This window comes from Thauera carbonicopians (assembly GCF_025699485.1).
Lineage (GTDB): Bacteria > Pseudomonadota > Gammaproteobacteria > Burkholderiales > Rhodocyclaceae > Thauera.
In genome coordinates, this window is record NZ_JANUXN010000003.1 from 408,902 (window position 1) to 431,934 (window position 23,033).

General features: G+C 66.6%; 24 protein-coding genes. 16 read left to right on the top strand and 8 right to left on the bottom strand.

Features of this window, described 5'->3' with window-relative positions; genetic code table 11:
• Positions 1–68: 68 nt before the first annotated feature.
• From NX068_RS06875 to NX068_RS06895, 5 genes are all read left to right on the top strand, one after another.
• The gene (locus NX068_RS06875) at positions 69–335 is read left to right on the top strand and encodes a virulence RhuM family protein (RefSeq protein WP_263460544.1); all 267 of its coding nucleotides are present in this window, start codon (positions 69–71) and stop codon (positions 333–335) included.
• Positions 332–559 carry a hypothetical protein gene (locus NX068_RS06880; RefSeq protein ID WP_263460545.1) on the top strand — a complete coding sequence of 76 codons (228 nt, stop codon included), beginning with the start codon at positions 332–334 and terminating at the stop codon, positions 557–559. The genes NX068_RS06875 and NX068_RS06880 overlap by 4 nt, the downstream gene beginning before the upstream one ends.
• A gap of 31 nt (positions 560–590) precedes the next feature.
• On the top strand, positions 591–1,688 hold the full coding sequence (locus tag NX068_RS06885; protein ID WP_263460546.1) for a hypothetical protein: 1,098 nt from the start codon (positions 591–593) through the stop codon (positions 1,686–1,688).
• A gap of 159 nt (positions 1,689–1,847) precedes the next feature.
• A complete protein-coding gene (locus NX068_RS06890) occupies positions 1,848–2,108 on the top strand; it encodes a helix-turn-helix domain-containing protein (RefSeq protein WP_263460547.1) in 261 nt (86 codons plus the stop codon).
• Positions 2,108–3,454 carry a type II toxin-antitoxin system HipA family toxin gene (locus tag NX068_RS06895; protein WP_263460548.1) on the top strand — a complete coding sequence of 449 codons (1,347 nt, stop codon included), beginning with the start codon at positions 2,108–2,110 and terminating at the stop codon, positions 3,452–3,454. The genes NX068_RS06890 and NX068_RS06895 overlap by 1 nt, the downstream gene beginning before the upstream one ends.
• A gap of 72 nt (positions 3,455–3,526) precedes the next feature.
• On the opposite strand, the gene NX068_RS06900 is transcribed toward NX068_RS06895, so the two are convergent.
• The 7 genes from NX068_RS06900 to urtA all read right to left on the bottom strand — a co-directional run bounded on the left by NX068_RS06900 (position 3,527) and on the right by urtA (position 10,205).
• On the bottom strand, positions 3,527–3,871 hold the full coding sequence (locus NX068_RS06900) for an FmdB family zinc ribbon protein (protein WP_263460549.1): 345 nt from the start codon (positions 3,869–3,871) through the stop codon (positions 3,527–3,529).
• Positions 3,872–3,929: 58 nt separating this feature from the next.
• Complete coding sequence (gene fmdA, locus NX068_RS06905; RefSeq protein ID WP_263460550.1) at positions 3,930–5,162, bottom strand: formamidase; 1,233 nt, start codon at positions 5,160–5,162, stop codon at positions 3,930–3,932.
• 23 nt (positions 5,163–5,185) lie between these two features.
• Entirely contained in the window at positions 5,186–5,875 is a 690-nt protein-coding gene (gene urtE, locus NX068_RS06910) for an urea ABC transporter ATP-binding subunit UrtE (protein WP_263460551.1), read from the bottom strand.
• A 29-nt stretch (positions 5,876–5,904) separates the two neighbouring features.
• On the bottom strand, positions 5,905–6,648 hold the full coding sequence (gene urtD, locus NX068_RS06915; protein WP_263460552.1) for an urea ABC transporter ATP-binding protein UrtD: 744 nt from the start codon (positions 6,646–6,648) through the stop codon (positions 5,905–5,907).
• Between the two features lie 21 nt (positions 6,649–6,669).
• On the bottom strand, positions 6,670–7,929 hold the full coding sequence (gene urtC / locus NX068_RS06920) for an urea ABC transporter permease subunit UrtC (protein ID WP_263460553.1): 1,260 nt from the start codon (positions 7,927–7,929) through the stop codon (positions 6,670–6,672).
• Positions 7,930–7,969: 40 nt separating this feature from the next.
• Complete coding sequence (gene urtB, locus NX068_RS06925; RefSeq protein WP_263460554.1) at positions 7,970–8,884, bottom strand: urea ABC transporter permease subunit UrtB; 915 nt, start codon at positions 8,882–8,884, stop codon at positions 7,970–7,972.
• 70 nt (positions 8,885–8,954) lie between these two features.
• Entirely contained in the window at positions 8,955–10,205 is a 1,251-nt protein-coding gene (urtA, locus tag NX068_RS06930; protein WP_263460555.1) for an urea ABC transporter substrate-binding protein, read from the bottom strand.
• Between the two features lie 351 nt (positions 10,206–10,556).
• Between urtA and NX068_RS21180 the strand changes: the two genes are divergently transcribed.
• Both NX068_RS21180 and NX068_RS06940 read left to right on the top strand, forming a co-directional pair.
• On the top strand, positions 10,557–14,030 hold the full coding sequence (locus NX068_RS21180) for an ATP-binding protein (RefSeq protein ID WP_263460556.1): 3,474 nt from the start codon (positions 10,557–10,559) through the stop codon (positions 14,028–14,030).
• Positions 14,023–14,685 carry a response regulator transcription factor gene (locus NX068_RS06940; RefSeq protein ID WP_263460557.1) on the top strand — a complete coding sequence of 221 codons (663 nt, stop codon included), beginning with the start codon at positions 14,023–14,025 and terminating at the stop codon, positions 14,683–14,685. The genes NX068_RS21180 and NX068_RS06940 overlap by 8 nt, the downstream gene beginning before the upstream one ends.
• A 7-nt stretch (positions 14,686–14,692) precedes the next feature.
• Here the strand turns inward: NX068_RS06940 and dksA are convergent, their stop codons facing one another.
• Positions 14,693–15,121, bottom strand: a complete 429-nt coding sequence (dksA, locus tag NX068_RS06945) for an RNA polymerase-binding protein DksA (RefSeq protein WP_263460558.1) — start codon at positions 15,119–15,121, stop codon at positions 14,693–14,695.
• Positions 15,122–15,502: 381 nt separating this feature from the next.
• Between dksA and NX068_RS06950 the strand changes: the two genes are divergently transcribed.
• The 9 genes from NX068_RS06950 to ureE all read left to right on the top strand — a co-directional run bounded on the left by NX068_RS06950 (position 15,503) and on the right by ureE (position 23,031).
• Entirely contained in the window at positions 15,503–16,378 is an 876-nt protein-coding gene (locus NX068_RS06950) for an outer membrane protein OmpK (protein WP_263460559.1), read from the top strand.
• Positions 16,379–16,492: 114 nt separating this feature from the next.
• Positions 16,493–17,095 carry a TetR/AcrR family transcriptional regulator gene (locus NX068_RS06955; protein ID WP_263460560.1) on the top strand — a complete coding sequence of 201 codons (603 nt, stop codon included), beginning with the start codon at positions 16,493–16,495 and terminating at the stop codon, positions 17,093–17,095.
• Positions 17,096–17,213: 118 nt separating this feature from the next.
• Positions 17,214–18,119, top strand: coding sequence for a DMT family transporter (locus NX068_RS06960; RefSeq protein WP_263460561.1), 906 nt, complete (start codon positions 17,214–17,216; stop codon positions 18,117–18,119).
• Positions 18,097–18,792 (top strand): class I SAM-dependent methyltransferase, encoded by a 696-nt coding sequence (locus NX068_RS06965; protein ID WP_263460562.1) that lies wholly within the window; start codon positions 18,097–18,099, stop codon positions 18,790–18,792. The genes NX068_RS06960 and NX068_RS06965 overlap by 23 nt, the downstream gene beginning before the upstream one ends.
• 251 nt (positions 18,793–19,043) lie before the next feature.
• A complete protein-coding gene (locus NX068_RS06970; RefSeq protein ID WP_263460563.1) occupies positions 19,044–19,913 on the top strand; it encodes an urease accessory protein UreD in 870 nt (289 codons plus the stop codon).
• Between the two features lie 42 nt (positions 19,914–19,955).
• Positions 19,956–20,258, top strand: a complete 303-nt coding sequence (ureA, locus tag NX068_RS06975) for an urease subunit gamma (protein ID WP_263460564.1) — start codon at positions 19,956–19,958, stop codon at positions 20,256–20,258.
• A 100-nt stretch (positions 20,259–20,358) separates the two neighbouring features.
• Entirely contained in the window at positions 20,359–20,742 is a 384-nt protein-coding gene (locus tag NX068_RS06980) for an urease subunit beta (RefSeq protein WP_263460565.1), read from the top strand.
• 1 nt (position 20,743) lies between these two features.
• On the top strand, positions 20,744–22,450 hold the full coding sequence (gene ureC, locus NX068_RS06985) for an urease subunit alpha (protein WP_263460566.1): 1,707 nt from the start codon (positions 20,744–20,746) through the stop codon (positions 22,448–22,450).
• A gap of 53 nt (positions 22,451–22,503) precedes the next feature.
• Positions 22,504–23,031, top strand: coding sequence for an urease accessory protein UreE (gene ureE, locus NX068_RS06990; RefSeq protein WP_263460643.1), 528 nt, complete (start codon positions 22,504–22,506; stop codon positions 23,029–23,031).
• Positions 23,032–23,033 lie beyond the last annotated feature (2 nt).

Below are 23,033 nucleotides of genomic sequence, written 5' to 3' on the forward strand. Positions count from 1 at the left end.
CAGCATGAGGCTCTGTAGATGACTCAAGATAGAATTCTCGGATGCCATATCAACGAGGCGCTGGCCGTATGAGCGAACTGATCCTCTACACTACCGAAGATGGACGCAGCCAGATCAAGCTGAGGGCCGAGCAGCAGACGGTCTGGTTGACCCAGCTTGAAATGGCCGAGTTGTTCGACGCTACCAAGCAGAACATTTCGCTGCACCTGAAGAACATCTTTGGCGACGGAGAGTTGGACCCGGCGGCAACTGTCAAGGAATCCTTGACAGTTCAAACCGAAGCTTCCCGCCGGGTGCGGCGCAATGTACCAGACGCCGCGAGGAGATTCGCATGAGCTTCTGGCGCCAGAACGTGGACCAGATCATCAGCAGCAATGGCTTTTCCGTGCTCGCGCATGCGGGCAAAGTGAGCCATGCGCAGATGGAGCGCGCCACGGGCTTGCGCTATTTGGACTATGACCGGCGCCGCAAACAGGACGAGGCACGTCAGGCCGACGAGCGGGACGAAGCCGAACTGAAGGCTCTGGAAAACGCCCTGAAGAAACGTCTGAAATCATGACTCATGACGGGGCTGCTCGAGAGGCGGAGCAATGATGCGCCACTGCCTGTTGCGTACGGGCCTGCCGCTGGCAGCCGTGCTGTGTGCCGCCTGTACCTCGCTGTCCGTACCGCGTGTCCCCGGAAATCCGTTGTTGGCGACGCTGCCTTTCCAGGCAGCAGGGATCGAGGACGGCCGCGAAGCATTTGCGGCGCGCTTCTCCCGCGAGCTCGAGGCGGATGGCTACTCCGCGAATCCGTCGCACTGGCTCCATCATGTCGATGAGGCGGCGGGTAAGGCATTACCTGTGGAGGCGATCCCCGGCGGGTTGAGTGTGCTGCTCGTCCCCGGCATCTTCGGCGATTGCGTGGACGAGCAGTCGCTGCCCTTCAGCGATGGTATCGAGCGTGAACGGCCGGCGAATTACACCAAAGGCTACGCGCATTACCGGGCATCGCTGGGTTCGGTGCGCGCAATCCAGTTGAGCGGACGTGCTTCGTCGGCGAGCAATGCCGTGCTGATTGCCGACGAAGTGCAGGCCGAGGCCCGGCGCGCGGATGTCGAGGTGATCGTATTGGTGGCCTACTCCAAGGGATTGCCGGATGCGCTGCTGGCGCTGGACACCTTGCGGCGCGAAGGCCGCTTGCCGTCGGAGCTGAAAGCCTTGGTGTCGATCTCGGGTGTGCTGCTGGGAACGCCGATCGCGGATCGCTACCAGCGCCTGCACGACAGCCTGGCGCCACTGTTTGCGCCGCTGGGATGCTCGCAGTCGGCCGGCGGCGAGGTGGCGAGCCTCACGGTACGGGAGCGCCTGCCCTGGCTCGTCGCCCGGCGCCTGCCGGAGCGCATCGCGCTTTATTCGGTGGTCGCTCATGCGGAGCGCGACGCGGTTTCTCCGGGCCTGCGCCACTTCCACGACTTGCTGGCCACGCTGGACCCGATGAACGACGGGCAGGTGATCGCCGGCTGGAGCCTGCTGCCGGGATCGACGCTGCTGGCCGAAGTGAAGTCCGACCATTGGACTTATGTGCTGCCGCTGTCGGGACATCCCAGCCTGCTGGTTCGCACCATCGCTTCGCCAGCCGATTTTCCGCGCGCGGCATTCTTCCGCGCCGTGGTGAAGAGCGTGGCGCAGGATTTGCAGCGTTGACGCGCTTGGGCTACCGGACTGCGTGCCCGGTTGCGTCTGGTTTCCTCATGTTCGCCAGTGTACGCGGTCAGCATCAAGCACCCTGATCTCTCTTGCTGTTCTGTATCCCTTGGGCTACATTTTTGATGAAAAAATGGAAAAAGATGCCTGAGGGCTACAATGACTACACTTTCCGATGTTGCCCAGATGCTCAGGAGCGCTCGCCGCGAAGCGCTGCTGAGCCAGCATGAACTGGCCCAGCGGGCAGGCGTTGCGCGCACGACTGTGGCGCGGATGGAGAATCTGTCCAAGGGGGACATGAGCGTGTCGGTTCTGGTGCGCCTGCTCGAAGCGGCGGGTTATGACCTGAAGCTGGTCAAGGCCGGTCACGTGCGCACGGTCGAGGACATCCTGGCCGAGCAGCGCCAGGATGATGCGTGATGAAACTCGACGTCCAGGTCAGCGGAAAAACCGTCGCCCAACTCTATCGAGAGCGCGATGAGTACGTCCTGAAATATCTCCCCGGCACCGATCCGGCCCATTTCGTGAGCCTGACCATGCCGGTGCGCGAAGAGCCCTGGCGCTGGCCGCGGGACCTGCATCCGTTCTTTCGCCAGAACCTGCCGGAAGGCTATTTGCTGAACATCATTCGCGAGGTCTTCGGCCCTCTGCTCGATGGCACCGATCTGTCCCTGTTGGCGGTCGTCGGCGGCGCTGGCATCGGCCGCGTCACGGTCACGACCGAGGGGGGCCAGCCCGGTGCGGAGATGGAGCCTCTGCAGATCGAAACCCTGTTGAAGGCCGATAACACCACGGAGCACTTCGCATCGCTGGTGCGCCGATATGCGCGTGCATCGATCTCGGGCATGGTCCCCAAGTTCATCGCACCGGACAGCCCGTCGAACGGGCAGGCAGATCCGCTGGGCAAGCCCACGTTGCGCACGAGCCGCCACATCATCAAGGGTTCGGATGACAGTACGCCGTACCTTGGTTTCAATGAGTTCTACAGCCTGCGCGTGCTGGAGCGCCTGGATGTCGTGCCCGTCGCCAGGGCCCGGATGTCGGATGATGGCCGTGTTCTGGTCGTCGAGCGTTTCGACGTCGATGCGGATGGTGTGCCCACCCATGGGCTCGAGGATGCTTGCGGCCTGCTGGGGCTACCGCCGCACGAGAAGTACGCCACCACCACCGAGAAGGTGCTGAACGCCACGCGCGCCTATCTGCCGCCTGCGCAGGCGCGCAGGCAACTGGAGCAGTTCGGCTGGCATCTGCTGCTCAACTATGTGGTGCGCAATGCCGACTGCCATGCGAAGAACATCGCGCTCCATTACACCAGCCTGGCCGACGTGGGCTATTCCCCGGTCTACGATGTCGTGACCACTCAGGCGTATCCGCGCTACGCGAACAATCCCCCGGGCTTGCCGGTCGATGGCCGCCAGACCTGGGTCGCGGGCAAGACGCTGGAGCGCTTCTTCAATACACGTTTGGGAGTGCCGCCGCGGCGCTACGCCGAAATGGTCGAGCGCCTGTGCGAGTCGGCCGTGGAGGTGGGCAACGAAGTGATCGAGGCGGCAAGGAACGAGCCGCGCTGGCATGTCGTCGCCAAGCAGATGGTGCATGCGTGGAACGAAGGCATGTCGTCCCTGCGCGGCCCGAAGAAATCGGTGGTGTTCAGAGGACTGGATGCGGCCATTGCCGCAGCGGGTTTCTCCGCTCCGGAGCCACCCGAGAGCGCTCGAACGGAGATCGGTCGATCCGAATTGCTCGCGCCGCGCCGGAAGCCTTGAGTGTCAGGGGAGCGTGCCGTGATGGCTGTGCAGGCTGGTCGGAAGACGGCGATGGCCCCTGCTGTCGTTTCCTCAGTGGCTGATCATCCACGGCCGCTTGGTCGGGAAGGCTTTCGAGCCGTCGGGCGCACGCAGGGTGGCTTTCGAGGGCTTGCCGCCGCAGCAGCCGCAGCCCGGCCCGTGCTTGTGGCGGGTGGCGTATTCGGCGCTGGTCATCGGTGCGTGGGCGGCGCGTTCGTTGGTGGCGTGGGCGCTGCGGCTGGCGCTGTCCAGGGTGGCCAGCGTGGGGGCGCTCAGCATCACGCGGTAGGCGGCGGTGCCGCAGCGGGGGCAGGGGCAGGCTTCGTTGCGGGCGCTCATCGGGCGCAGCGCGGAGAAGTCGCCGCAGTCTTCGCAGAAGTATTCGTAGGTCGGCATGGTGTGCTCCCTAAGCGGGCCGCCGCATTGGGGCGGCGGTCCGTCTGGCGTGTGGCGGTCAGGCCTTGTCGTAGGCGATCGGCATGTCGACGGCGCCGTCGATGAATCTGGTCGGGCCGGCGGCACTCGGGTTGATGTCGAACTCGAAGATCTCGGTCGGCAGCCACAGCGTGGCGCAGGCGTTGGGGATGTCGACCACGCCGCTGATGTGGCCCTGCACCGGCGCGGTGCCGAGGATGGAGTAGGCCTGGGCGCCGGAGTAGCCGAACTTCTTCAGGTACTCGATGGCGTTGAGGCAGGCCTGGCGGTAGGCCACATGCACGTCGAGGTAGTGCTGCTTGCCCTGCTCATCGACCGAGATGCCTTCGAAGATGACGTAGTCCTTGTAGCTCGGCGTGATCGGGCTGGGCTTGAAGATCGGGTTCTTGATGGCGTACTTGGCCATGCCGTCCTTGATCAGGCTGACGCGCATGTGCACCCAGCCGGCCATCTCGATGGCGCCGCAGAAGGTGATCTCGCCGTCGCCCTGGGAGAAGTGCAGGTCGCCCACCGACAGGCCGGCGCCCTTGACGTAGACCGGGAAGAACACGCGTGCGCCGCGCGATAGGTCCTTGATGTCGCAGTTGCCGCCGTGTTCGCGCGGCGGCACGGTGCGGGCGCCTTCGGCGGCGGCCTTGTCGCGCGCCTCGCCCTTGAGCTTGCCCATGTGCGCGGTCCTGGGCGCGGGCGGGTTGGCCAGCGGCGGCACGCGGTCGGGCTGGGTGGCGATGAAATCCACTTCGCGCTCGTTCCAGGTGTCGAGCATCTTCTGGTCGGGCAGGCAGCCGATCAGGCCGGGGTGGATCAGGCCGGCGAAGCGCACGCCGGGGATGTGGCGGCTCTTGGTGAACATGCCTTCGAAGTCCCAGATCGACTTCTGCGCGTGGGGGAAGTGCTCGGTCAGGAAGCCGCCGCCGTTGGTCTTGGAGAAGAAGCCGTTGAAGCCCCACAGGCTCTCGTCCTTGGCGCCGATGTCGAGCAGGTCGACCACCAGCAGGTCGCCGGGCTCGGCGCCTTCGACGCCGACCGGGCCGGACAGGAAATGCACCGTCGACAGGTCGACGTCGCGCACGTCGGACGCATCGTCGTCGTTCTTGATCGCGCCGCCGGTCCAGTCGTAGGTTTCGAGCACGAAGTCGTCGCCCGGCTTGACCCAGCACGCCATCGGGATGTCCGGGTGCCAGCGGTTGTGCACCATCTCGTTTTCGTAGGGGGACTGCTTCAGATCGACCTTGATCAGGGTTTCAGGCATGGCACACCTCTTTCTTGGATGGGTTACACGGAGAGGAACTGCTTGATGTGGGCTTCGTCGGTGTCGGCGCGCGCGCTTTCATGGACGAGGCGTCCGCCTTCGATGACGAACAGGCGGTCGGCCACGTCCATCGCGAAGGAAAGAACCTGCTCGGACACGACGATGGTGATCTGGCGGATCTTGCGGATCTCGTTCAGCGCCTTCGCGATGTCCTTGATGATCGAGGGCTGGATTCCCTCGGTGGGCTCGTCGAGCAGCAGCACCTTGGGCTCGGTGACGAGCGCGCGGGCGATCGCCAGTTGCTGCTGCTGGCCGCCCGACAGGTTGCCGCCCTTGCGCCGGCGCATGTCCCACAGCACCGGGAACAGGGCGTAGATTTCCTCGGGCACTTTCTTGACCCTGGCGTTCTCCAGCCCGGTCTCGATGTTTTCCTGCACCGTGAGGGTGGGGAAGATCATCCGGCCCTGCGGCACGTAGGCGATGCCCTTGGCGACGCGGCGGTAGCTTTCGTCCTTGCCGACTTCGACGCCGTCGACCTCGACGCTGCCGGACCTGAGCGGCAGCACGCCCATCAGCGACTTGAACAAGGTGGTCTTGCCCATGCCGTTGCGGCCCATGATGGCGACGGCTTCATTGCGCTGCGCGGCGAACGAGATGCCGTGCAGGGCCTCGCTCTGGCCGTAATTGACGACGAGGTTGGATACCTTGAGCATGGTGTTCTCCAGTGGGGGCGTGGCCGCAATCAATGGCCCAGGTAGACGTCGATGACCTTGGGATCGGCCTGCACCTTGTCCATCGGCCCTTCGGCGAGGATCCTGCCCTGGTGCATGACCGTGACCTTGTGGGCGATGCGGGCGACGAATTCCATGTCGTGCTCGATGACGATCACCGAGCGGTTGCGGCAGATGCGGTTCAGCAGCTCGGCGGTCAGTTCGCGCTCGCGCGCGCTCATGCCGGCGATCGGTTCGTCGAGCATCAGCAGCTCGGGGTCCTGCATCAGCAGCATGCCGATCTCCAGCCACTGCTTCTGGCCGTGCGACAGCAGGCCGGCTTCCAGCTCGAGACGGTCGGCGAGGCCGATCATGTCGGCGATCTCGTCGACCTTGGCCTTCACTTCCTTATCGCACTTGAAGCCGAGCGCGCCGAACACGCCGCGGCCGCGCGGGTAGGACACTTCCAGGTTCTTGAACACGCTGAGGTTTTCGTAGATCGACGGGGTCTGGAACTTCCGCCCGATGCCGGCGCGCACGATCATGTGCTCGGGCAGCCGGGTCATCTCCTGGTTCTTGAACTTGATGCTGCCGGCCGAGGCCTTGGTCTTGCCGCAGATGAGGTCGAGCAGCGTGGTCTTGCCGGCGCCGTTGGGGCCGATGACCACGCGCAGCTCGCCGCGATCGACGTAGAGGTTGAGGCCGTCGATGGCCTTGAAGCCGTCGAAGGAGACCGTCAGGTCTTCCACCGCGAGGACGAAGTCGGTGTTGCTCATGATGTCTGTCTCCCTGTGCCGTCAGGCCGACTGGCTGCTGACCTTGGTGCCGAGGCCCAGGCCGGGGTCGGCGGCGACCGCGGGTGTGGAATGTGGGGCCGCGGGGGAAGCCGAGGGGCCGGGCGATGCGATCGGGGCGGCAGCCTGCTGGCCGGCTTCGCCCGGCGTGCCGGCCGGCGGTCCGCCGGCCTCGGCGGCACCGCCCTTGCGCCGCGCCAGCCAGGGCTTGACGTGGCTCTCGTACAGGCCGGCCAGGCCGTTGGGGAAGGCCATGACGACACCGATGAACAGCGCGGCCATCAGGAACAGCCACAGGTCGGGGAAGGTCTCGGAGAAGTAGGTCTTGCCGAAATTGACCAGCAGCGCGCCATACACCGCGCCGACCAGGCTCATGCGTCCGCCCACCGCGGCGAAGATCACCATCTCGATCGAGGGCACGATGCCGATCAGCGTCGGCGACATGAAGCCGACCTGCAGCGTGAATAGCGCGCCGCCGATCGCCGACAGCGCCGCCGCCAGGCAGAAGGCGAAGACCTTGAACATCGACACGTCGTAGCCCGAGAAGCGCACGCGGTCTTCCTTGTCGCGCATCGCCAGTAGCAGCGTGCCGAGCTTGCTGAGCTGGATCCAGCGGCACAGCAGCACGGCGGCGAGCAGCAGCGCGGTCGTGACGAAATACAGCACGGTCTTGGCTTCGTCGCTGCGGATGTCCCAGCCGAGCAGGGTCTTGAGGTCGGTCATGCCGTTGACGCCGCCGGTGTAGCCCTGCTGGCCGATGATCAGCACGGTCAGGATCAGCGCCACCGCCTGGGTGATGATGGCGAAATACACCCCGCCGACGCGGCGCTTGAACATCGCGTAGCTGATGACGAAGGCCAGCAGCACCGGCACCGCCACCACCGCGGACAGGGTGAAGCCGAAGGAGTTGAACGGTTCCCACCACAGCGGCAGCGCGGTGAGCTGGTTCCAGTCCATGAAGTCGGGGATGCCCGGCGTCGACTGGATGGCGGTGCTTTGCGGGTCGGACGCTTCCAGCTTCAGGAACATCGCCATCGCGTAGCCGCCGAGGCCGAAGAACACGCCCTGGCCCAGGCTCAGCACGCCGCCGTAGCCCCACAGCATCACCAGGCCGATGGCGACGAAGCCGTAGGTCAGGTACTTGCCGACCAGGTTCAGGCGGAAGCTGTCCATCGCCAGCGGGAACACCACCAGCAGCAGGACGGCGAGGATCGCGATGCTGGCGAGGCCGCTGCGATCCAGCCAGGTTTTGAGTGCATCCATGATTGGCTCTCCGTGGGTTCTCGTGTGTCGGGGCGCCGGATCAGCGGCGTACCTTGGATGCGAACAGGCCTTGCGGGCGCAGCATCAGGATGGTCACGATCAGCAGCAGGGTCAGCACCTTGGCCATCGAGCCGGACAGGAAGAACTCCGAGATCGACTGCGTCTGGGCGATGCCGAAGGCCGACACCACGGTGCCCCACAGACTGGCGGCGCCGCCGAAGGTCACCACCAGGAAGGCGTCGACGATGTACAGCGAGCCGCTGGTCGGGCCGGTCGAGCCGATGGTGGTGAAGGCCGCGCCGGCGACGCCGGCGATGCCGCAGCCGATGGCGAAGGTGACGCGGTCGGTGCGCGTGGTGTTGATGCCGGTGGCGTTGGCCATGGCGCGGTTGGCGACGGTGGCGCGCACGCGCAGGCCCCAGCGCGACTTGTACAGCGCCAGCAGCACGCCGCCGGTGACGAGCAGGGTGAGGGCGAGCACGAACATGCCGTTGATCGGGATGTCGAGGCCTTCGGTGACTTCCCACGAGCCCATCAGCCAGTCGGGCAGCGTGGGGCTGACTTCCTTCGGCCCGATCAGGGTGCGGAAGGCCTGCTGCATCGCCAGCGACAGGCCCCAGGTGGCGAGCAGGGTGTCGAGCGGGCGCTTGTACAGGTGCCGGATCAGCGCCCATTCCGCCAGCCAGCCGAAGATGAAAGCGACGATGAAAGCGCAGACGATGGCGAAGGGGAAATAGGCCTGCATCAGTCCCGGCGCGTAGCTTTCGGTCAGCGTCGACAGCAGGAAGATGGTGTAGGCGCCGATGGTCATGAACTCGCCGTGCGCCATGTTGATGACGCCCATCTGGCCGAAGATGATCGCCAGGCCCAGCCCCATCAGCAGCAGCACCGCGAACAGGCTCAGGCCGGCAAAACCCTGCATCAGGGTGATGTTGTAGATTTCGTCGAAGGACATGGCGCTTCTCCGGGGAAAGTCGGACGGGGCAGCGCCGCCGCGCCGTGAGCGGCGCGGCGGCCGGCGGGGCTTACTGGTAGCCCTTGGGGAAGGGGTCCGGCACCATCAGCTCGGGCGATTCCGCCACCACCTTGAAGCTGCCGTCGGGCTGGCCTTCGGCGATGCGGGCCTTGCTGTACAGGTGGTGGTTCTCGTGGATCTTCACGTAGCCTTCGGGCGCGGTCGGCAGCTCGATGCCCGGCGAGGCGGCGACGACCTTGTCGACGTCGAAGCTGCCTGCCTTCTCGACCGCCGCCTTCCACAGCCAGGGGCCGAGATAGGCCGCCTGGGTGACGTCGCCGATCACCGCCTTCGGCCCGTAGGCCTTCTTGAAGGCTTCGACGAAGGCCTTGTTGTTGGCGTTGTCGAGCGACTGGAAGTACTTCATCGAGGAATAGAAGCCGGCGAAGTTTTCGCCGCCGACGCCCAGCATCTCGTCCTCGGTCACCGACAGCGTCAGCAGGAACTGCTTCGCGCCGGTGATGCCGGCCGCCTTCAACTGCTTGTAGAAGGCCACGTTCGAGCCGCCCACCACCGCGGCGAAGATGCAGTCCGGCTTGGCGATCTTGATCTTGTTGATCAGCGAGTTGAAGTTGGTGTGGCCGAGCGGGTAGTACTCCTCGCCGACGATCTTGCCGCCCTGGAAGGCCTCGACGTGCTTGCGCGCGATCTTCATCGAGGTGCGCGGCCAGATGTAGTCGGAGCCGATCAGGAAGAAGGTCTTGGCGCTTTTTTCCTGCTTGGCCCAGTCGAGGCCGTAGAGGATCTGCTGGGTCGCTTCCTGGCCGGTGTAGATGACGTTCTTCGACTGCTCCAGGCCTTCGTAGAAGGTCGGGTAGTAGAGCAGGCCGTTTTCCTTCTCGAAGATCGGCAGCACCGCCTTGCGCGAGGCCGAGGTCCAGCAGCCGAACACGGTGGCGACCTTGTCGTTGACCAGCAGCTTGCGCGACTTCTCGGCGAAGGTCGGCCAGTCGGAGGCGCCGTCTTCCTTGATGACGCGGATCTTGCGGCCGAGGATGCCGCCCATCGCGTTGATCTGGTCGATGGCGAGCTGTTCGGCCTGGATCGAGCCGGTCTCGGAGATCGCCATGGTGCCGGTGGCCGAGTGCAGCTGGCCGACCACGACCTCGGTGTCGGTGACGGCCAGGCCGGTGGTATTGACCTGGGCGGTGGGCAGCGCGGCGGCATGGCCGATGCGGGACATCGCCAGGGCGAGCGGGAGGGCTGCGGCGCCGAGCATGAACTTGCGGCGCTGGGAGGAGGGCAGGTGCTGGTCGGACATGGATCGCTCCTTGATGGGTGGGCGGCGGTGCGGGAGGCGGGACGGCTCGGCGTCTCGCTGCGGTGCACAAACTACCCATCGGGCGCCATGCGGCGAATACGTCAAACGACGTATGGGGATGCGCAGGCGGCGGCGCTATGGTTTTGTGCAGCGCACAGGCGCCGCGCGCGGGCATTCGTCTTCCATACTGGTGCATGAGCGCGGGCAGGATGCGCCGACACGGTGCGAACCGGCGCGCGCTGCGAACCGTGGAGGGCCGCGGTGCCGTCCCCGGGGCCCGTGTGCCGTACGGGAACGCCTTTTGCTGAACCTCGGGCTTGCCCCGATCCTTTTCTCTCGCCGCCTATCGCCGTGACCGCTCCTGCCACCCAGCGCATTCTCCCCATCCGCCGCGAGTACAACGCCTGGGTCGCGGACGAGACGCTGGAGGACTACGCCCTGCGTTATGCGCCGCTCGGCTTCCGCAAGTGGTCGTTCTCGCGCATCGCCAATACCGCGCTCGGCGCGGTGTCCTTTCTCGCCCTGGAGGCGATCGGCGGCACCATCGCGCTGAACTGGGGCTTCACCAACGCGGTGTGGGCGATCGGCCTGGTGGCGCTGGTGATCTTCCTCACTGGCCTGCCGATCAGCTACTACGCCGCGCGCGAGGCGCTGGACATGGACCTGCTGACGCGCGGCGCCGGCTTCGGCTACATCGGCTCGACCATCACCTCGCTGATCTACGCCTCCTTCACCTTCATCTTCTTCGCCATCGAGGCGGCGATCATGGCGTTGGCGCTGGAACTATGGTTCGGCCTGCCGCTGCAGTGGGGCTATCTGCTCAGTTCGCTGGTGGTGATTCCGCTGGTCACGCACGGCATCACCTGGATCAGCCGCCTGCAGGCGTGGACCCAGCCGGTGTTCGTCGTGCTGCTGCTGACGCCCTTCTTCTTCATGCTGGTGCGCGAGCCCGAGCTGTACGTGGCCTTCACCGAATTCGGCGGCCGCCACGGCAACAGCTTCGACTGGCTGGCGGTCGGGGCCGGCTGTACCGTGGCGGTGGCGCTGATCTCGCAGATCGGCGAGCAGGTCGACTTCCTGCGCTTCCTGCCGCCGCCGGGCAGGCGCAACACGCTGCGCTGGTGGGCGTCGGTGATCGCCGCCGGGCCGGGCTGGATCATCCCCGGCGCGCTGAAGATGCTGGGCGGCGCCTTCCTCGCCTTTGTCGCGCTGCAGGCGATGGTGCCGCCCGACAAGGCCTTGCAGCCGACGCAGATGTACCTGGCCGGCTTCGGCCACGTGGTGGACGATCCGCGCGCCGCGGTGGCGCTGGCCTGCGTCTTCGTCATCATCTGCCAGGTCAAGATCAACGTCACCAACGCCTATGCCGGCTCGCTGGCCTGGTCGAACTTCTTCTCGCGCCTGACCCACAGCCATCCCGGACGGGTGGTATGGCTGATCTTCAACGTGCTGATCGCCTTGATGCTGATGCTGCTGGGGGTGTTCGAGGCGCTGGAACAGGTGCTCGGCGTGTATGCCAGCGTGGCGGTGGCCTGGATCGGCGCGGTGGTGGCGGATCTCGTCGTCAACAAGCCGCTCGGCCTGTCGCCGCGCCACATCGAGTTCAAGCGCGCCTACCTGTACGACATCAATCCGGTCGGCGTCGGTTCGATGCTGGCCGGTTCGGTGCTCGGCATCGTCGCCTTCGGCGGCCATCTGGGCGCCGCGGCGCAGGCTTTCGCGCCCTTCATCTCGCTCGGCACCGCCTTCGTGCTGGCGCCGCTGATCGCCTGGGCCAGCGGCGGCCGTTATTACCTCGCCCGGCCGCGCGAAACGCAGTGGCGGCCGGCGCAGCAACTGCGCTGCGTGGTGTGCGAGAACCGCTTCGAGTCCGAGGACATGGCGCAGTGCCCAGCCTACGGCGGCGCGATCTGTTCGCTGTGCTGCACGCTGGATGCGCGCTGCCGCGACCGCTGCAAGCCGGCACCTGGCTTGTTCGGGCGCCTGGCGGCGCGGATGGCAGGCTGGATGCCGTCGCCGGCTTCGGCGCGGGTGGCGCGGCGGGTGGGGCAGTTCCTGCTGGTGTTCTCGGTCTGCAGCCTGGTGCTGGCCGCGGTGGTGGCGCTGGTCTACCAGCAGGAGCTGATCGCCGCCGAGGCCGGCGAAACCGATCTCGGCATCGCCTTCGTGCGCATCTTCGCGGTGCTGGTGCTGCTCGCCGCGCTCGGCATCTGGTGGCTGGTCCTGGTCAATGAAAGCCGGCGGGTGGCGCAGGAGGAGTCCGAGCGCCAGAACCAGCTGCTGCTGCGCGAGATCGAGGCCCACCGCGACACCGACGCCAAGCTGCAGCAGGCCAAGGAAGACGCCGAGGCCGCCAATGCGGCCAAGAGCCGCTACGTGCGCGGCATCAGCCACGAGCTGCGCACGCCGCTCAACACCATTCTCGGCTACTGCCAGATCATGCTGCGCGACACCGACCTGCCGCGCCGGCGGCGCGACGCGATCTCCACCATCCAGCGCAGCGGCGAGCACCTGCTGGGGCTGATCGACGGCCTGCTCGACATCGCCAGCATCGAGGCCGGCCGCCTGCAGTTCAGGCGCGAGGAAATCCGCTTCGGCGAATTCCTCGCCCACATCGAAAAGATGTTCCGTCTCGAAGCGGTGAGGAAGGGGCTGGATTTCCGCTCCGAGTTCAGCGACGGCATGCCCGAAGTGGTGCAGGGCGACACCGGCCGCTTGCGCCAGATCCTGATCAACCTGCTCGCCAACGCGGTGCGCTATACCGAGCGCGGCGAAGTGCGGCTGAAGATCGCCTGGCGAAGCGAGACCGCGGTGTTCGAGGTCTGCGATACCGGCTGCGGCATCGCGCAGGAGGACATGGAGCGCATCTTCCTGCCCTTCGAGCGTGGCGCCGGTGCTGGCGTGGCCAGCGTACCCGGCACGGGCCTGGGGCTGACGATCACCCGCCTGCTGGTCGAACTCGCCGGCGGCCAGCTCACCGTCAGCAGCACGCCGGGGCGCGGCAGCGTGTTCCGCGTCAAGCTTCACCTGCCGCGCGTTGCCCGGCCGAAGCTGGCGCTGCGGCCCGAGCGCGAGATCCGCGGCTATGCCGGCCGCCGCCGCTGCCTGCTGGTGGTGGATGACCAGCCCGGCCAGAGCCGGCTGATCGCCGACATGTTGCGGCCGCGCGGCTTCCTGGTGCATGAATGCCGGCATCCGGACGAAGTGCCGGGCCTGCTCGGCAGCTTGCAGCCCGACTTGGTTTTCCTCGATGTGTCGATGCCGGTGCTCGACGGCTGGACGCTGTGCCGCCGGCTGCGCGACGCCGGTCACGGCATGCCGATCGTGATGGTTTCGGCCAATGCCTACGAGAACCTGCCGCAGCGGCGCGAGGCGGCAGGCTGCGATGACTTCATCGTCAAGCCGGTGCTGGAAACCGAACTCTTTGCGTGCCTGAGCGCCTGGCTGGGGCTGCGCTGGATCTATGCGGACGCCCAGGCGGGCGGAGAGACCGGCGCGGGCGCCGGGCATACCATGCCGGTGCCTTCGCCGGTGCCGCATGCACTGCAGCGGAGCATGGGAGTGGCCGGCGATGCCTTGCTGACGGTCACTGATCTCCTCTCTGCGGTACCTGACTCCGGGCTGTCGGGGCTGTCTGCACGCGTCCGTGCCGAGCTGCGCGACCTGGCCGATCTGGGCCACCTGCAGGGCTTGGTCCGCCGCCTCGACGAACTCGAGGTGCTGCACCCCGAACTGCAGGCGCCGCTTGCCTCGCTGCGTGAAATGACACTCGCTCTACGCTTCGACGCCCTGCTGCGAGTGCTGGATGAGGCTGCCGATGACTGAGACGAATGCCACTGCGCGTGAGCGCGCGGTCGTGCTGCTGATCGACGATGCGCCCGACACGGTGCGCATGATCGCCGAGGCGCTCGACGACGCCGGCTATACCGTGCTGGTGGCAACCGACGGCGTTACCGCGCTGAAGCGGGTCGGGCGCGTCATTCCCGACGCGGTGCTGCTCGATGCCTGCATGCCGGGCATGGATGGTTTCGAGACTTGCCGCCGGCTCAAGCAGGTATCGGGCATGCGCACCGTGCCGGTGATCTTCATGACCGGGCTGGCGGAAACCGAGCGCTTGGTCGAAGGTTTGTCGGCCGGCGGCATCGACTACCTGGTGAAGCCTGTGGTACCCGACGAGTTGGTTGCCCGGCTGCAGGCCCATCTGCGTGTCGCGCGAGAAATGAATGCCGCGATCAGCGCCCGCGGCAGTGAGGCGTCGGCGGAAAGTGCGTCACCGGGCCTGCTGCCGAATCCGCTGACTCCGCGCGAAATGGACGTGCTGGAATGGGTGGCGCGCGGCAAGACCAACCGCGACGTGGCGGAAATCCTCGACATGAGCCCGCGCACCGTCAACAAGCATCTCGAGCACATTTACGAGAAGCTCGGAGTGGAAACGCGGACCGCCGCGGTCGCCCAGTTCGCGCGGCTGGCACGTCCCTGAGCGGTCTTCAGCCACCCTGCATCTTGCGCCGTGCCTCGTGGATTTCCTGCGCCTCGACGCTCAGCGTGGCGGTCGGCCGCGCCAGCAGGCGGGGAATGCCGATCGGTTCGCCGGTGTCCTCGCACCAGCCGTAGCTGCCGTTGTCGATGCGGGCCAGGGCCTCGTCGATCTTGTGCAGCAGCTTGCGTTCGCGGTCGCGCACGCGCAGTTCCAGCGTGTGGTCTTCTTCGAGCGAGGCGCGGTCGGACGGGTCGGGCGTGCTCTCGAACTCCTGCAGGTGCAGGGTGGTGCGGTGGGCGGACTCCAGCAGCGCGTCGCGCTCGCGCTCCAGCAGGGCGCGGAAGAAAGCCAGTTGCCGGGCGGACATGTAGTCGTCGGCGGGGGCCTGGCGAATCTCGGCTTCGCTCGGCAGGGAGTCGGCGGCGGTCGCATTCATGGTGTTTCCTCCTTATGGCTGCGCTGCGTTCCGAACCTGGGTTCGCGCGCCTTGCGGTCGAAAAAGCCCCGACACCATACACGTCTATCGAGTTGCGTGGCTGTGGGAAATTCCCTCGATAGGGGTGCTTCGTCTTGTGGGTGGCAGTACAAACGCATACTGCATGTGCGATTGGCATGGTTTGTGCATCGCAGCAGGATGCACGGTATCAGGCAAGTCTGATGCGCGCTATCACGGCTGTGTGATTTCCGTACGCGAAGTGTGCTGTTAACTTGAGAAAAGCGCACGCAAAGTCGTTCGCCGGCCTGTTTGCCATCGATTTGCCCGATTCCCGTTCCGCTTCTTTTTCCTGCCACCCACAGCTTTCTCCGGAGCCAAAAAATGATAAAGAGACACCCTCGCGGTAAGACGCTCGCCATCGTCTGTGCCTTTGCCGCCCTGCCGGCCGTCGCCCAGGCGGCGACCTGGAGCGACACCTTCATCGGCTATCGCTACGGTACCGACTTCCGCGAGCCCAACAACACCGAGAAGGTGCGCAAGCATGTGCTGCAGCTCACCCATGCCAGCGGCTATTCGATCGGGCAGCATTTCGTGAACCTCGACGTCTTCCAGTCCGACGACAAGGATCCGACGACGCGCAACGGCAGCAACGGCGCCACCGAGTTCTACCTGACCTACCGTCACCAGTTCCATCTGAGCAAGATCTTCGACCGCAGCCTCGCCTTCGGTCCGGTCAAGGAAGTCGCGCTGACCGCCGGTTTCGACCTCAACACCAAGAACACCACCTTCGCGCCGCGCAAGCGTCTGCTGGTCATCGGCCCGACGCTGAAGTTCGACGTGCCGGGCTTCCTCGACGTCAGCCTGCTGTACGGCAAGGAATGGAACCACTGCGGCCTCGGCTCGCCCGCCTGCCCGAAGAGCGACATCGCTTTCGACCCGCAATGGATCCTGAGCGCGGCCTGGGGCATCCCCTTCAACGCCGGTCCGGTGCCGCTGAAGTTCCAGGGCTTTATCAACGTCAACAGCGAAAAGGGCAAGGACTACGCCGGCGTCGAGACCAAGACCGAAACCCTGATGCGCACTTCGCTGATGGTCGACGTCGGCCAGATGGCCTGGGGCAAGAAGAACACTTTCCTGATGGGCGTGGGCTACGAATACTGGCGCAACAAATTCGGCAACCATGCCTTCGCCAATGGCGATCAGAAGCCGGGCATCAAGACCACGGCGCCGATGTTCCAGATGGAACTGCACTTCTGAGAGGTTCGCAGGAGCATTTGATCGGAAACGGGGCGCTCGCCCCGTTTTGTTTGCCTTGATTGCCTATCAACTAGTAGGTAGTATCGCGCCGACCAATCCGATACGACGCATCCGATGAGCGCTCCCGGCACCCGCGAATCCCTGCTGAAGACGGCCGAGTCGCTGCTGCGATCCAAGGGCTATGCGGCCTTCAGCTATGCCGACCTTGCACAGGCGATCGGCATCCGCAAGGCGAGCATCCACTACCACTTTCCCACCAAGGAGGATCTGGGTGTGGCGGTGGTGGAGGCCTATGTCGAAGGCGTCGTGCAGACCTTCGCCGGCATCGAGGCCGAATTCGCTGCGGTTGCGGATCGCCTGGAGGCTTTTGCCGGTGTGTTCAAGGTTGGCAAGCAGGAGGGCCAGTTGCCGCTGTGCGGCGCGCTGGCGGCAGAGATGGCCGTGCTGCCGGAGCGGCTGCAGCTGCTGACCCGGCATTTCTTCCAGTTCCAGATCGACTGGTTGACGAAGGTGCTGGACGAGGGCGTGAAGCGCAGCGAGATCCCTTCGGGCATCGACACCAGGACCCGTGCGCACCAGCTTCTCAGCCAGATGGAAGGGGCGAGCTTCGTCGACTGGGTGCTGCAAGGCGATGGTCGTTTCGATACCGGCATCCTGTTGCGCATCGCGGGTGTGGATGAATCCGCGCGGCCTCATGAGCGGCCGCCGCCGGGCTGAGCGCCGTATCCCGAACTTCGCCGGATGATTGGCACCGCGGCCGCAGGACGAGGCCAGCGGGCGAGGTCGCAGACATGAGGCAGCCTCCAAGGCCGCCCGCTTTGAGGAGACATCATCGATGAATGGCAACGAGACCGCGGCATCGCAGGATGCCGCCGGGGCGGAAAGGCATGGCTCGCTCATCGTCCTGCTGACGGTCGCCACCATGCTGGCCTTTGCGGCCAATTCGCTGCTCACCCGGCTGGCCTTGCAGACGACATCCATCGACCCGACATCCTTCATCGTCGTCCGCCTCGCCTCGGGTGCGGCGATGCTGGCGCTGATCGTGATGCTCCAGCGCCTCAGGCTGCCGTCACTGCAGAAATCATGGCCGTCCGCCGTGCTGCTGTTCATCTATGCGGTGGCTTTTTCCTTCGCCTATCGCGGCATCGACACCGGCGCGGGGGCGCTGCTGCTGTTCGCCAGCGCGCAACTGACGATGATCGCCTACGGCTATGCCCGCGGCGAGCGTGCCAGCCTGCCGGGCGTGCTGCTGGCACTCGCCGGTCTGGTGGCTTTCCTGGCGCCGGGCGCGTCGGCGCCGGCGCTGCTGCCCGCCGGGCTGATGACGATCGCCGGCATCGCCTGGGGCGGCTTCTCGCTGCTCGGGCGCTTCAGCCAGGACACGCCGGTGGGCAACACCGCCAGCAGCTTCATCTGGGCCCTGCCGCTGGCGCTCGGCCTGATGTTCCTGCAGCGCGACGCCATCCGGCTGGACGGCGTCGGCGTGGCCTACGCGCTGCTGTCCGGCGCCGTGATGTCGGGGCTGGGCTATGCGGTGTGGTACTGGGTCCGGGTGCGGATGACCGCGATCGCCGCCGGTTCGGTGCAACTGAGCGTGCCGGTGCTCAGTGCCCTGCTCGGCATGATGATGCTCGGCGAGCACCTTGGCGCGGAGCGCTGGCTGGCGGGCGCGGCGGTGCTGGCCGGCGTGGCGATCACCACCTTGTCGGCGGCCAGGCGTGCCCGACAACGCAAGGGCTGAAGCCGTCCCGCCGGCATCCGCCGCGGTCTGCCCGGTGTGCCGGGGCGCCGACGTGCGCCCCTTCATGTGCGTCGAAGGGCGGGACTATCTGCGCTGCGGACGCTGCGAGGCGACTTTCCTGCTGCCCGCGCAGCACCCTGCGGCGGCAGCCGAGCGGGCGGAGTACGAGCTGCATTGCAACGATGCCGCCGATCCAGCCTATCGCCGTTTTCTCGGCCGCTTGGCCGCGCCGCTGCTGGCACGATTGGCGCCGGCGAGCACGGGACTGGACTACGGCTGCGGCCCCGGCCCGGCATTGGCCGGCATGCTGCGCGCAGCCGGGCATGCGGTGGCGCTGTACGACCCCTTCTTCGTGCCGGATGCCACCGCGCTGGCGCGAAGCTACGACTTCATCACCTGCACCGAGGTCGCGGAGCATTTCCATGATCCGGCAGCCGAATTCGCCCGCCTCGACGGCCTGCTGCGGCCCGGCGGCTGGCTGGCGGTGATGACCTGTTTCCAGACCGACGATGCCCGCTTCGCCGGCTGGCATTACCGCCGCGACCCGACGCACGTGGTGTTCTACCGCGAGGCGACCTTCCGCTGGCTGGCGGATCGTTTCGGCTGGTTGTGCGAAGTGCCGTGCAAGGACGTGGCGCTGATGAAGAAAGCGCAGGGCGGCGACACGCCCTAAGGCAGGGCGCCGGCCGCTGCGGCTTCGGCCTGCGGGATTGGGACACGGCAGCAGGTTCGATGCACTCGGCGGCCTTGTCCCTAGACGCCGATCGAGTTCATGCACCGAGATGGTGCAAGTCTTCGATCGCGGACTGTCCGACTGCCTGCCATCGACCGTTCCGGTGCCGGAGTGGCGCTGAAATTTCCTTGATCGACAAGCAGATACGGCCTTCCTGCCAGTGCTGGAACGCCGTTTGCTTATCGTCCGGGATGAACGCCGTAAGCACGCCCGAAACCCATGCCCTGGCCGAGCAGCTCGCCGGCCGCGGCTGGCGGGCCGAATTGCGCCTTGGCTATGAGCGGCGCGGCGGGCGGACGGTGCTGGCGCGCCGCGAACATGTCGGACCGCTGGTGGTGCAGCGGCCGCTGTATCCCGAAGGAGAGGCGGTATGCCACACCATTCTGGTGCATCCGCCGGCGGGGATTGCGGGCGGCGACCGCCTGAGCGTCGATCTCGACGTCGGGCCGGGCGCGCATGCGCTGGTGACCACCCCGGGCGCGGGCAAGTGGTACCGCAGTGCGGGGCAGACGGGCTCGCTGGCGCAGCGCATCGAAGTCGCTGCCGGCGGCGTCTGCGAATGGTTGCCGCAGGAGAGCATCGTCTTCGATGGCGCGCTGGGCGAGCTGTCTACCGACGTGCGCCTGCATGGCGACGCCTGCTTCGTCGGCAGCGAGATGCTGTGCTTCGGGCGCACCGCGTCCGGCGAGCGCTTCAACCATGGCGAACTGGCGATGCGCACCCGGATCGAGCGCGACGGCCGTCCGCTGTGGCTCGAACGCGGTGTGCTGGCGGGCGGCAGCGCCTTGCTCGGCGTGGCGGTCGGCATGCAGGGGCAGCCGGTCGGCGGCAGCTTCGTCGTCGCTTCGCCGCACTGTGATGGTGCATTGCTCGAATGCTGGCGCGGCATCGAAACCGAGGCGGGTCAGGGCGCGGTGACGCTGCTGCCCGGCCTGCTGCTGGCGCGCTGGCTGGGGCCGGTCTGCGAGCCGGGGCGGGCGTGGTTCGCGCGCCTGTGGGCTGCGGCGCGGCCGGTGGTGGCGGGGCGGGAAGCGCAGACCCCGCGCATCTGGAATACCTGATCAATTGTGTTGCAGGCGGCGCCGGGCGCCGCGGAGAGGACGATGGAACTGACGCCACGCGAGAAGGACAAGCTGCTGATCTTCACCGCCGGCCTGCTGGCCGAGCGGCGGCGCGCACGGGGCCTGAAGCTGAACTACCCGGAGGCCGTGGCCTTGATCACCTGCGCGATCCTGGAAGGTGCGCGCGACGGCCGCACGGTGGCCGAACTGATGAGCCACGGCGCGACGCTGCTGAGACGCGAGGACGTGATGGAAGGGGTGCCGGAGATGATCCCGGACATCCAGGTCGAGGCGACGTTTCCGGACGGTACCAAGCTGGTGACCGTGCATGCACCGATTGTCTGACCCCCTTTGGATGGCCTCACCGTCCGCTCCTGCCAATACGCCTCCACCCGCATGCCGGACATACGTTTGACCATGCTTCAAGGATTCAAGGAGAAATAGCATGATCCCCGGAGAATTCTTCGTCGCCGACGGCGACATCGAACTCAATGCCGGTCGCGCCACGCTGAGTCTGGCGGTGAGCAATACCGGCGACCGCCCGATCCAGGTCGGCTCGCACTACCACTTCGCCGAGACCAATGCTGCGCTGGCCTTCGATCGCGCGGCGGCGCGCGGCTTCCGGCTGAACATCGCGGCGGGCACGGCGGTGCGCTTCGAGCCGGGGCAGTCGCGCACCGTCGAGCTGGTGGCGCTGGCCGGCGAGCGCGAAGTGTATGGCTTCAACGGCCAGGTCATGGGAGCACTGGGCGAGCCCCCGCGCTCATTGCATTCGCTGCCATCCATGGGGGCGCAGGCTTCCCGCGGGGCGGCCCGGCAGGAGGCCTGAGATGGCAAGGATATCGCGCCGCGCCTATGCGGAAATGTTCGGCCCGACGGTGGGCGACCGCGTGCGGCTGGCGGACACCGAACTCGTGATCGAGGTCGAGAAGGACTGGACGATCTACGGCGAGGAAGTGAAGTTCGGCGGCGGCAAGGTGATCCGCGACGGCATGGGCCAGGGCCAGGACGTGGCGGCCAACATCGCGGACACCCTCATCACCAATGCGCTGATCGTCGATGCGGTGACCGGCATCGTCAAGGCCGACGTCGGTCTCAAGGACGGGCGCATCTGGCGCATCGGCAAGGGAGGCAACCCGGACATCCAGCCGGGGGTGACGATTCCGGTCGGCGCCGGTACCGAGGTCATCGCCGGCGAGGGCATGATCCTGACCGCCGGCGGCATCGACAGCCACATCCACTGGATCTGCCCGCAGCAGATCGAGGAAGCGCTGACCAGCGGCGTCACCACCATGCTGGGCGGCGGCACCGGGCCGGCGACCGGCACTTTCGCCACCACCTGCACGCCGGGGCCGTGGCACATCCACCGCATGCTCGAAGCGGCCGATGCCTTTCCGATGAACATGGGCTTCTTCGGCAAGGGCAACGCCAGCCTGCCGGCACCGCTGAAGGAACAGGTGGTGGCCGGTGCGATCGGCCTGAAGCTGCACGAGGACTGGGGCACGACGCCGGCGGCGATCGACAACTGCCTGACGGTGGCCGACGAGATGGACGTGCAGGTCGCGATCCACTCCGACACGCTCAACGAATCCGGCTTCGTCGAGACCACGCTGGCGGCGTTCAAGGGCCGGACCATCCATACCTTCCACACCGAAGGCGCGGGCGGCGGCCATGCGCCGGACATCATCAAGGCGATCAGCCGTCCGAACGTGCTGCCGTCGTCCACCAACCCGACGCGTCCCTACACGGTCAACACCATCGATGAGCACCTCGACATGCTGATGGTGTGCCACCACCTCGACCCGGCGATCGCCGAGGACGTCGCTTTCGCCGAGTCGCGCATCCGGCGCGAGACCATCGCCGCCGAGGACATCCTGCACGACACCGGCGCGTTCTCGATGATGTCGTCGGATTCGCAGGCGATGGGACGGGTCGGCGAAGTGGTGATCCGCAGCTGGCAGACCGCGCACAAGATGAAGCTGCAGCGCGGCGCCCTGCCCGAGGACGAGGGCAGCGGCAACGACAACTTCCGCGTGCGCCGCTACATCGCCAAATACACCATCAACCCGGCGATCACGCACGGCATCGGACACGTCGTCGGCTCGATCGAGGAAGGCAAGCTCGCCGACCTGGTGCTGTGGCGGCCGGCCTTCTTCGGCGTCAAGCCGAGCCTGGTGCTGAAGGGCGGCATGATCGCGGTGGCGGCGATGGGCGACCCCAATGCCTCGATCCCGACGCCGCAGCCGGTGCATTACCGGCCGATGTTCGGCGCCTTCGGCAAGGCGCTGGCGACGTCGGTGACCTTCGTGTCGCAGGCCGCGCTGGCCAATCCGGCGGTGGCGGCGCTCGGCCTGGGCAAGCCGCTGGTCGCGGTCAAAGGCTGCCGCACGGTGCAGAAGCGCGACATGGTGCTCAACGACGCCACGCCGGAGATCGAAGTCGATCCCGAAACCTACGTCGTCCGCGCCGATGGCGAGCACCTGGTGTGCGAGCCGGCGGACACGCTGCCGATGGCGCAGCGCTATTTCCTGTTCTGAATCCAGCCATGACGACTATCCTGACTCCAGACACCGGCGCGCCGGCCACCGGAATGCCGGCCAACGATACCCGGGCCGAAACCGCCGCGGTGCTGCTGATCGAATCGCTTTACGAGGGCAGCGAAGCGGCGGCCGAGGTGCTCGAACTCGACTTCAACTACCGCACCAAGAGCCGGCTGCGCGCGAAGCTGGTGTCGGGCGCCGAGGCCGGGCTGTTCCTGCCGCGCGGCACCATCCTGCGCGGCGGGCAGAAGCTGCGGGCCAGGGACGGCCGCATCGTCGAAGTCCGCGCCGCGGCCGAAGAGCTGATCGAAGCGCGCTGTGCCTCGGCGGTCGAACTCGCCCGTGCGGCCTACCACCTGGGCAACCGCCACGTCGCGGTGCAGGTCGGCAGCGACGCCGGCGGCGACTGGCTGCGCATCCAGGACGACCATGTGCTCGAAGGCATGCTCGCCGGCCTGGGCGCGCAGTTGGTGAAGCTGAATGCGCCGTTCGAGCCCGAGGCCGGCGCCTATGCCCACGGCCATCAGCACCCCGGCGACGGCAGCGGCGCACGCATCCATATGATGGCGGGGCGTTGAGC

Bases quoted from the DNA above. Each gene is read 5' to 3' on its own strand.
- NX068_RS06980 (WP_263460565.1), top strand. From the start codon at position 20,359: ATGATCCCCGGAGAATTCTTCGTCGCCGACGGCGACATCGAACTCAAT.
- NX068_RS06940 (WP_263460557.1), top strand. From the start codon at position 14,023: ATGACTGAGACGAATGCCACTGCGCGTGAGCGCGCGGTCGTGCTGCTG.
- NX068_RS06900 (WP_263460549.1), bottom strand. From the start codon at position 3,871: ATGCCGACCTACGAATACTTCTGCGAAGACTGCGGCGACTTCTCCGCG.
- urtC (WP_263460553.1), bottom strand. From the start codon at position 7,929: ATGGATGCACTCAAAACCTGGCTGGATCGCAGCGGCCTCGCCAGCATC.
- fmdA (WP_263460550.1), bottom strand. From the start codon at position 5,162: ATGCCTGAAACCCTGATCAAGGTCGATCTGAAGCAGTCCCCCTACGAA.
- NX068_RS06880 (WP_263460545.1), top strand. From the start codon at position 332: ATGAGCTTCTGGCGCCAGAACGTGGACCAGATCATCAGCAGCAATGGC.
- NX068_RS06890 (WP_263460547.1), top strand. From the start codon at position 1,848: ATGACTACACTTTCCGATGTTGCCCAGATGCTCAGGAGCGCTCGCCGC.
- ureE (WP_263460643.1), top strand. From the start codon at position 22,504: ATGCCGGCCAACGATACCCGGGCCGAAACCGCCGCGGTGCTGCTGATC.
- urtA (WP_263460555.1), bottom strand. From the start codon at position 10,205: ATGTCCGACCAGCACCTGCCCTCCTCCCAGCGCCGCAAGTTCATGCTC.
- NX068_RS06955 (WP_263460560.1), top strand. From the start codon at position 16,493: ATGAGCGCTCCCGGCACCCGCGAATCCCTGCTGAAGACGGCCGAGTCG.
- NX068_RS06885 (WP_263460546.1), top strand. From the start codon at position 591: ATGATGCGCCACTGCCTGTTGCGTACGGGCCTGCCGCTGGCAGCCGTG.
- NX068_RS06875 (WP_263460544.1), top strand. From the start codon at position 69: ATGAGCGAACTGATCCTCTACACTACCGAAGATGGACGCAGCCAGATC.
- ureA (WP_263460564.1), top strand. From the start codon at position 19,956: ATGGAACTGACGCCACGCGAGAAGGACAAGCTGCTGATCTTCACCGCC.
- NX068_RS06950 (WP_263460559.1), top strand. From the start codon at position 15,503: ATGATAAAGAGACACCCTCGCGGTAAGACGCTCGCCATCGTCTGTGCC.
- urtE (WP_263460551.1), bottom strand. From the start codon at position 5,875: ATGCTCAAGGTATCCAACCTCGTCGTCAATTACGGCCAGAGCGAGGCC.
- NX068_RS06960 (WP_263460561.1), top strand. From the start codon at position 17,214: ATGAATGGCAACGAGACCGCGGCATCGCAGGATGCCGCCGGGGCGGAA.
- NX068_RS06970 (WP_263460563.1), top strand. From the start codon at position 19,044: ATGAACGCCGTAAGCACGCCCGAAACCCATGCCCTGGCCGAGCAGCTC.
- dksA (WP_263460558.1), bottom strand. From the start codon at position 15,121: ATGAATGCGACCGCCGCCGACTCCCTGCCGAGCGAAGCCGAGATTCGC.
- NX068_RS06895 (WP_263460548.1), top strand. From the start codon at position 2,108: ATGAAACTCGACGTCCAGGTCAGCGGAAAAACCGTCGCCCAACTCTAT.
- ureC (WP_263460566.1), top strand. From the start codon at position 20,744: ATGGCAAGGATATCGCGCCGCGCCTATGCGGAAATGTTCGGCCCGACG.
- urtD (WP_263460552.1), bottom strand. From the start codon at position 6,648: ATGAGCAACACCGACTTCGTCCTCGCGGTGGAAGACCTGACGGTCTCC.
- urtB (WP_263460554.1), bottom strand. From the start codon at position 8,884: ATGTCCTTCGACGAAATCTACAACATCACCCTGATGCAGGGTTTTGCC.